The sequence below is a fragment of the uncultured Ralstonia sp. genome, from assembly GCA_913056305.1.
Classification (GTDB): Bacteria; Pseudomonadota; Gammaproteobacteria; order Burkholderiales; family Burkholderiaceae; genus Ralstonia.
Genome location: CAJXMR010000291.1, coordinates 1 through 4,858 on the forward strand (window position 1 = coordinate 1; position 4,858 = coordinate 4,858).

General features: G+C 63.9%; 6 protein-coding genes and 1 pseudogene. 4 read left to right on the forward strand and 3 right to left on the reverse strand.

The genetic code is table 11. The annotated features are described in order from the left end of the window. A pseudogene (locus QZ609_RS24615) lies at positions 1-333 on the reverse strand (MipA/OmpV family protein); the annotation flags it as partial. A 222-nt stretch (positions 334-555) separates the two neighbouring features. Here QZ609_RS24615 and QZ609_RS24620 point away from each other — a divergent pair. After that, on the forward strand, positions 556-2,283 hold the full coding sequence (locus QZ609_RS24620) for an alkaline phosphatase family protein (RefSeq protein ID WP_295500495.1): 1,728 nt from the start codon (positions 556-558) through the stop codon (positions 2,281-2,283). Positions 2,284-2,383: 100 nt separating this feature from the next. Here the strand turns inward: QZ609_RS24620 and QZ609_RS24625 are convergent, their stop codons facing one another. Then, complete coding sequence (locus tag QZ609_RS24625; RefSeq protein ID WP_295500497.1) at positions 2,384-2,671, reverse strand: hypothetical protein; 288 nt, start codon at positions 2,669-2,671, stop codon at positions 2,384-2,386. A gap of 407 nt (positions 2,672-3,078) precedes the next feature. Here QZ609_RS24625 and QZ609_RS24630 point away from each other — a divergent pair, with 407 nt between their 5' ends. From QZ609_RS24630 to QZ609_RS24640, 3 genes are all read left to right on the forward strand, one after another. Continuing rightward, positions 3,079-3,303 carry a signal peptidase gene (locus QZ609_RS24630; protein WP_295500499.1) on the forward strand — a complete coding sequence of 75 codons (225 nt, stop codon included), beginning with the start codon at positions 3,079-3,081 and terminating at the stop codon, positions 3,301-3,303. 155 nt (positions 3,304-3,458) lie between these two features. Beyond that, positions 3,459-4,001: a MerR family transcriptional regulator gene (locus QZ609_RS24635; protein WP_295500500.1), complete on the forward strand. Its 543-nt coding sequence runs from the start codon at positions 3,459-3,461 to the stop codon at positions 3,999-4,001. After that, positions 3,898-4,362, forward strand: a complete 465-nt coding sequence (locus QZ609_RS24640) for a carboxymuconolactone decarboxylase family protein (protein WP_295500502.1) — start codon at positions 3,898-3,900, stop codon at positions 4,360-4,362. Before QZ609_RS24635 ends, QZ609_RS24640 begins: the two co-directional genes overlap by 104 nt. Here QZ609_RS24640 and QZ609_RS24645 read toward each other — a convergent pair. Then, positions 4,314-4,858: transporter associated domain-containing protein (locus QZ609_RS24645; RefSeq protein ID WP_295500504.1), on the reverse strand; the 545-nt coding region annotated here is incomplete at its 5' end. The two genes, QZ609_RS24640 and QZ609_RS24645, sit on opposite strands and share 49 nt — an antisense overlap.

A 4,858-nucleotide genomic window follows, 5' to 3' on the forward strand; every position in this document is an offset into this window, starting at 1 on the left:
CGGGTCGAACTGGAAGTTGCCGCCCACCTGCCATGTGTCGTCGTTGGCGAGGTACACGCCTGCAAAGTCCATCCCCTTGGAAAAGAAGCGATGCCGGTATTCGATCTCCTGATCGATCCACGGAAACACAAAGCTGGATTTCGCGCCCGGATATTTGGGTGACATGTAAATCGCCGGGCCGACAGCGACGCTCCAGTCGCTGGCTTCGGCGTTGTTTTCCGCGTTGGCGGCAGGGGCCGTCTGTGCCTGGGCAGCGCTGATTGACAACGCGCTAACCAAGACCAAGGAAAGACGGAGCAGAAGGCGGAGCGGGGCACGCGAAGGCAGCGGCATGAGCGAACGGAACTGGAGAGAAAAGCGATCGGATGGAACGACGGGCACGCCATTCTAGTGGAACCGCCCGAACGGTTGATGATGGTGCAAACGTTGGCTCATCCCGCCGGCGGGCCGACGTTACATTTGTCATGCAAGCGACACGGGTGGGTCGCCGCGCGGACATACAACGAGGCTAGCGTGACCGGGCCGCCTGATGGCGGCAATCCAGAGGAGAAACCCGTGTCCCCCCAGAAAACTCTCGCTGTTGCCGTGCTTTCCACGCTGGCATGTGGTCTGTCTACACACGCGTACGCCGATGACGATGATGCGCGCCACGCGCACGCCAAGCATGTCCTGCTGATCTCGGTCGATGGCTTGCATCAGTCCGATCTTGACTGGTACGTCGGCAACCATCCGGGTTCCACGCTGGCGCGCCTCGTGCGCCAGGGCGTGAGCTACCGCAATGCGCGCACACCGTTCCCGTCGGACTCGTTTCCGGGCATGGTCGGCCAGGTGACTGGCGGCAACCCCAAGACCACCGGCATCTACTACGACGACGCTTACAGCCGCGGCCTGCTTCCGGCCGGCACGACGGCCGCCAACTGCCACACCACCAAGCCGGGTGCTGAAGTTTTCTATGCCGAGGTCATCGCGAAAGACCCGAACCGCCTCGACAGCGGCCAGGGCATCCCGGGCCTGTATGCCGATCTTTCGAAGATCTCGCAACTGACGGGCCGCGCGCTGGACCTGATCGATCCGGCGCTTCTACCGGTATCGCCCGTCACCTGCGCGCCGGTGTATCCGCACCAGTATCTGAAGGTCAACACGGTATTCGAAGTGGCGCGCAAGCACGGCCTGCATACGGCATGGTCGGACAAGCATGCCGCGTACGAAATCCTCAACGGACCGAGCGGCCAGGGTATCGACGATCTGTTCGCGCCCGAGATCAACAGCTCCGTGACCGACCCGTCGCTGCCGGCCGGGCCCGGCGCCGACTGGACGAAAGACAACACAAACACGCAGCGTTACGACAGCTTCAAGGTGCAGGCCGTGTTGAACTGGCTCAAGGGTCACGACCACGCCGGCAACGGCACGCCGGGCGTGCCTGCCATTCTTGGCATGAACTTCCAGGCTGTGTCGACCGCACAGAAGCTGAACAAGTCGGCGTATTACCCGGACCCATCCAACACTGCCAACAAAGTGTCGGGTGGCCTGGGTGGCTACACCAACAATGGCACGGTGCCGGGCGTGGTCCTGCAAAGCGCGCTCACCTTCGTCGACAACAAGCTGGGCGAGCTGGTCAAGGCTGCCGACCCATCCAACACGGTGGTGATCGTGTCGGCCAAGCACGGCCAGTCACCTAACAGCCGTGCAGACCTCACCATCATCAACGACGGCGACATGATCGACGCGCTCAACTGCGCATGGGAAAAGTACGCTGCAACGTGCAAGGACGCGACCAAGCCGCATCTCGTTGCGCACGCGATGGACGACGACGGCATTCTGCTGTGGTTGAACGACCGCTCACCGGCCGCACTGCACTTTACGAAGCAGTTCCTGCTGGGCTACTCGGGTACAGGGCTGGGTTCGGATGCGGCGGGCAATGCCGTCGCCAAGCCCTTTACGCAAGCCGGCGCGAGCCGCTTTGTGCTGGGCGAGGAAGTGGCTGACTTCTTTGGCGCGAAGCCCAGCGATGATCGCGTTCCGGATGTTGTCGGTATCGCGCAGCAGGGCACGGTGTGGGCCGGCAGCAAGCTGTCGAAGATCGCCGAGCACGGCGGCTACCGTCCGGAAGACCGTCATGTGCCGATCGTGGTGTGGGGCGCCGGTATCGATGCGGATGTGGTTGACGAGCATGTCGATACCAAGCAGATCGCGCCGACCATCCTGAGCGTGCTGGGCCTCAAGCCGCACGAGCTGCAGGCGGTGCAGATCGAGGGCACCAAGCGTCTGCCGCGTCTGCGCTGATGCGGCAGGCGGGATCGGCGCAGCCGTGAGGCGCCGGTCCCGCGCAGGCAACAAAAAACGCCGGGGATGACCCGGCGTTTTCTATTGCGCGAGAGCCGCGTTATTGCTTGGCGGGCTCGGCGGCCTTCGGTGCCGGAGCGGCGTCGGTCTTCATGTCCGACTTGGCTTCAGCCTTGTGCTCGGCCTTCTTGTGCGCGTGGTGGTGGTGCTTGTTCTCGTGCTTGGCTTCGGCCTTCGGGGCCGAAGCGGCATCGGTGGTCGTCGCCGCAGCGGCCGGAGCCGTAGCGGGGGCGGCAGCGGCCGGTGCGGAGGCAGTGCCCGCCGCGAACACGGGGGCTGCGAAGGCACCAGCAACGATCAGAGCGGCCAGGGATTGAGCGACTTTCATGTGAGACTCCTTAGCGGATATAAGCGGGACTCCAGATACATGGATCTTGTCCCATATTGCGATCCATGCCTCCAAAAACGCCCCACATCGTGAGCGCGTGGACCGCTGTTTGTAAGCGATTCGCCCGCGATGTAAGCGCGCGTAACAATGTACGGGTGACGCCGCGTTGAATGTGTTGAGAGTTGTGGATTTCGCTTGAGGCATGTCAACGGACAAGGCTTCGCGGTGGCTTACGCTTGGGCTCGGGCATCGGGTGGACAACAACGGCAGGCTGCACCACACTTCGATGACGCCCGCGCCATCCCGCAAACCGGCCCGGGCGTTGAGCCGTCGTGGCGCGTGGGCGCGGTGGGTCACGCCCGTCAATCGTCGCGCCGCGATGTGGCTTCCAAAACAAGGACAACACGATGAACAAACTCCTGGCAGCTCTTGTAGCGACCGTTTTCAGTGCCGGTGCATTCGCACAGGCATCCGCACCCGCCGCCCCGGCTGCGCCTGCCGCGGCCAGCCCCGCACCCGCCGCTTCGGCCCCGGCCGCCGGTGAAGCCAAGAAGACGCAGCACAAGAAGAAAAAGAAGCACGATCACCGCCCCAAGATGCAAGACAAGAGCGCCTACGGCGCGGGCAACTGATCGGACCTGCCGCCAGCTTTTTTGCACACCACAGGACGCCGGCCCCTCCACGGGGCCGGCGTTTTGTTTTGGTGCGGCGATCTTTTATGCGGCTATCGCGCAATCGCGCTAAAGTCGCTTGACTTAGAGTGCGCTCTAACTTCTAAGCTCCGTTCATGACCACTTTCCTGACCATTCGCGAAGTTGCCGAGGCCACCGGCCTGTCCACGCACACGCTGCGCTACTACGAGCGCATCGGCCTGCTCGACAGTGTCCAGCGCCGCGACAACGGCCATCGCGTGTTTCGCGCCCAGGACATGACGTGGCTCGCCTTCCTGCTGCGCCTGCGCGACACCGGCATGCCGATCGCGCAGATGCAGGAATACGCGCGGCTACGGCGCCAGGGCGACAGTCTGGAGAGTGTGTCGGCGCGCCAAAACATGCTGGAGTTGCATGCGGCGGCGCTGGAAGCGGAGCTGCGCGCGCGGGCCGAAACGCTGGCCGTGCTGTGCGAGAAGCTCGTCATCTACGACGGCATCCGGGCACGGATCGACGCCGCGCAGGGCTCCGCTTCCGCATCCCAACCCGAGCCCACGAACGAGGACGCGCATGACCATGACCGCACTGCACACGACCGCAGCCGAAAACCCGGCAAACCAAGCAGCCCTGCAAGACGACCGCTACGCCCGGGGCTGGCAAAAGCTCAAGGAAGTCGATGACATCGCCGGCGAGCGCGTGGTCGAATCGCTGGCCGACATTTCACCGGACCTTGGCCGCTATATCGTCGAGTTCGGCTTTGGCGACATCTACAACCGCCCCGGCCTGACGCTGCGCGAGCGCGAGATCGCCACCATCGCTGCGCTCACGGCGCTGGGCAACGCCACGCCGCAACTGAAAGTGCATATCCACGCGGGCTTGCACGTCGGGCTGACGCGCCAGGAGATCACCGAGACCATCCTGCAGATGGCGGTCTATGCGGGCTTCCCGGCGGCGCTCAACGGGATGTTCGCCGCCAAGGAGGTGTTTGCCGCTCAGGATGCGGCGGCCGGGGATTCAGCGCGGCGCGAGACCAGCAACTGATCGATGCGGTGGCTGTCGATGTCGAGCACCTCGATGTGCAGCGGCCCGATGTCGACGCTCTCGCTCTTCTTGGGAATGCGCTTGAGCGCATAGATGACCAGCCCGGCGATGGTTTCGACCTGATGCTCGCCGGGCAGCTCGTCGAGGTCGAAGGCGCGTTTCACGTCGGAGACGGGCGTGGCGCCGTCGACGAGGCAGGAGCCATCGTCGCGGCGCACGATCTGCTCGTCCTCGCCCGAATACAGAATGTCGCCCATCACCGCGCCGACGATGTCGTCGAGCGTGACCACCCCCACCACCAGCCCATATTCGTTGACCACCGCGCCAAAGCGCTCGTGCATCTCGCGAAAGCGCGTGAGCGCCTGCGACAGGTTGAGCGTATCGGGCAGCACCAGCAGGTTCTTGTTGTAGTGCTTGCCGACGTTGCGGATCACCGCCGGCGACTCTTCCGACAGGATCTGCTGCAGGATGTCCTTGGACGCGATAAAGCCGAGCA